A 2,536-nucleotide genomic window follows, 5' to 3' on the forward strand; every position below is an offset into this window, starting at 1 on the left:
GGATGGGCCTTCTTTTGGGGCAGCGACTCCGCTCTTGGGGGCAACCGGCTCCTCTGCAGTGGTGGCGCGTTTTGCCGGTGAGCAGTTCTGAGGGATCCCTGACTTTTGTCCAACCGGAACTGCCTCTCTACCACTCGTTCGCGTCAGTGGTGCGGAGCGCTTTTGCCGACAGGCTACTGCCCTGGCTGGCTCAGGGAACCGGGATCTCGGCTGAAGGGATCCTGCACATCTTCTCGGCTGTAGCCTGCTTGGCCATTCTGCTGCTGTGCTGGAGCTGGGGCAATTTCTGGAGTGCCGGGCTGTGGGGACTCAGCCCCTGGGTGTTGACCCAAGGGTTGGAGCCGGGCAGCGAGATTTTGGGCAGCCTGGTTTTGCTTTGCAGTTGTGGTGTTGGGCCGGGATCCACCTTGCGCTGGTGGGGTCTGGCCTTAGCCTGTGCCCTGTCTTATAAGGTTTGGCCCTTGGCTCTGCTCTGGGCGGGGCTGTGGACGAGCCAGCAGTGGCCGCGGCAACCTTTGCGTTCGCGTCAGCGGCTCGGAATATCAGGACTGCTTTTGCTGCTGCTGGTGATGGGTTTTTCCTGGTTGGGACGGATTGATTGGCCAGCTACCTCTGCTGAGGTGATTCCCCATCCTCTCAGCTCCCAAGGTGGCTTGGCCGTTTTGGCTACTTTGATGCTGCCCTTGGGGTTGAGCTTGGTGCGGTTGGGCTGGCCCTGGGCAGAACGGCAGCAAGCCCTGCTCAGCTTGGCCGGTTTGGGCCATGTCCTCTGGATGGGGGCGCTGGCGACATGGTTTTGGGATCCCCAAGTGAACACCCTGCAGCAAAGTGCTCGCTGGGGTTTGGTGGTGCTCCCCTTCCTATGCCTGAGCGCCGGCGGCGTCTTGGCTGAGATCCCCTACCGGAGCTGGCGGCGGGTTTTGGGATCCCTACTCCTGGGCAGTTCTTTCTTGTTATCGTGGCAGGCATTGGCCTAAGGTATTCTTTCTCTTGCTTGCCATGACCCAGACCTCGTCCGCATCGGCACCGCGTAGCACTTCGCGGCCCTTGTTGCAAACCCTTTTTGCCCAACGGGCTCAGGCTGTGATCCCTTCTCCTTTCGGGGCGGAGATCCCAGGGGCGGTGCCAGTGGTTACCAGTTTTACCTTTGGGCTGGCGGATCCGCGCCTGTTTCCCAAGGCCGACTTGGCGCGGGCCACGGCGGAGGTGTTGGCGGAAGATGGGGACAATGCCCTCAATTACGGCGGCACGTTTGCCGGGCTGATCGACGTGGTGCTGCAGTTGATGCGGGATAGAGGGGTAGAGGCCCAGCCGGAAAACCTACTGATCGGCTATGGCTCTGGGCAGATCCTCGGCCTGTTGCCTCAGGTCTTTGTGGAGCCGGGGGATGTGGTCATTGTGGAAGGGCCCACCTTCATGGGGGCTGTCAGCCGTTTTGCGGCGGCAGGAGCGCGTCTGATCTCGATTCCGGTGGATGGGGAAGGCATGGTGGTGGATCGCCTGGAAGAGGTGCTGCGCGATCTGGCTCGCCAAGGGATCCGCCCCCGATTTGTCTATACCATTCCCACCTTCCAAAACCCCAAAGGCTGCACCCTCTCTGGGCCACGGCGGCAGAAATTGGTGCAGTTGGCAGCTGAGTACGGTGTGGTGGTGGTGGAGGACGAGGCCTACTACGACCTGCGCTTTGCCGGGGATCCCTTGCCCAGTTTGGCTGCGCTGGATCGGGAAGGCTGGGTTCTTCATGTGGGCACCTTCTCCAAGATTGTGGTGCCGGGGGTGCGGGTGGGTTGGGCCTGTGGTCACCCTGAGATCATCCGCCGCTTGGAGATGTTTCGCAGCGAGGGATCCCTGGGGCCCTTTTTGGGCCGGGTGGTGGACCGCTATTGCGGGGAGGGCCGTCTGCAAAGCCACATTCAACTCCTCACCCGTCGCTACCGAGAAAAGTGCCAGGTGATGCTGGAGGCCATCGCTCAACATTTTCCCCCCGAAGTCAAGGTGGAGGCCCCTGGGGGTGGATTTTTCGTCTGGTGTGAGCTGCCCCCTTCCCTAAGCGCCAGCACCTTGTTGCAGGCTACTCGCGCCCTGGGGGTCACCTTCCTGCCGGGCACCCACTGCTTTGCCGACGGCCAAGGAGACCATGCTCTGCGCCTGGCCTTCAGCTACCAACCGGAAGAGCGCATTGTCAGCGGCATCCAGATTATTGGGGAGCAACTGCACAGACTGATGCACTCTCGCGTCACCTGCTCCCCACAGCCTTAGCCATGCGCCGGAAAAATTGCCCAACGCCCTTCACCAGGTTGGGTGCAGCTTCTGGACGAGCCGGGATCCCGGCCATGAGGGTGTAGTAGTCATCCAAGAGGGTGTGCTCTTCTGGAGAGACCGTGTTGTCGGCCATCATCAGGTTGCCGATTGCTCCCAAAAGTTGCATACGCTCGGTTTCGCTAGCCTGGGCTAGATAATCGGCCATCCAGCGCTCGGTTTGCTCCATCGGGATGGGCTCTTGGATCAGCTAGAAATCGCAGGAGCCCCGCACTGT

3 protein-coding genes are annotated in these 2,536 nt (G+C 61.2%); 2 read left to right on the plus strand and 1 reads right to left on the minus strand.

The annotated features are described in order from the left end of the window. Window positions 1–977: hypothetical protein (locus NW856_RS07800; RefSeq protein WP_414399733.1), on the plus strand; the 977-nt coding region annotated here is incomplete at its 5' end. 22 nt (window positions 978–999) lie between these two features. Then, window positions 1,000–2,259 carry a PLP-dependent aminotransferase family protein gene (locus tag NW856_RS07805; protein WP_414399734.1) on the plus strand — a complete coding sequence of 420 codons (1,260 nt, stop codon included), beginning with the start codon at window positions 1,000–1,002 and terminating at the stop codon, window positions 2,257–2,259. Here the strand turns inward: NW856_RS07805 and NW856_RS07810 are convergent. Continuing rightward, entirely contained in the window at window positions 2,237–2,488 is a 252-nt protein-coding gene (locus tag NW856_RS07810; RefSeq protein WP_414399735.1) for a hypothetical protein, read from the minus strand. The genes NW856_RS07805 and NW856_RS07810 overlap by 23 nt on opposite strands. Between the last annotated feature and the right edge of the window lie 48 nt (window positions 2,489–2,536).

The sequence above is a fragment of the Synechococcus sp. R3-13 genome, assembly GCF_047462195.1.
Classification (GTDB): Bacteria; Cyanobacteriota; Cyanobacteriia; order Thermostichales; family Thermostichaceae; genus Thermostichus.

Bases quoted from the DNA above. Each gene is read 5' to 3' on its own strand.
- NW856_RS07805 (WP_414399734.1), top strand. From the start codon at position 1,000: ATGACCCAGACCTCGTCCGCATCGGCACCGCGTAGCACTTCGCGGCCC.
- NW856_RS07810 (WP_414399735.1), bottom strand. From the start codon at position 2,488: ATGGAGCAAACCGAGCGCTGGATGGCCGATTATCTAGCCCAGGCTAGC.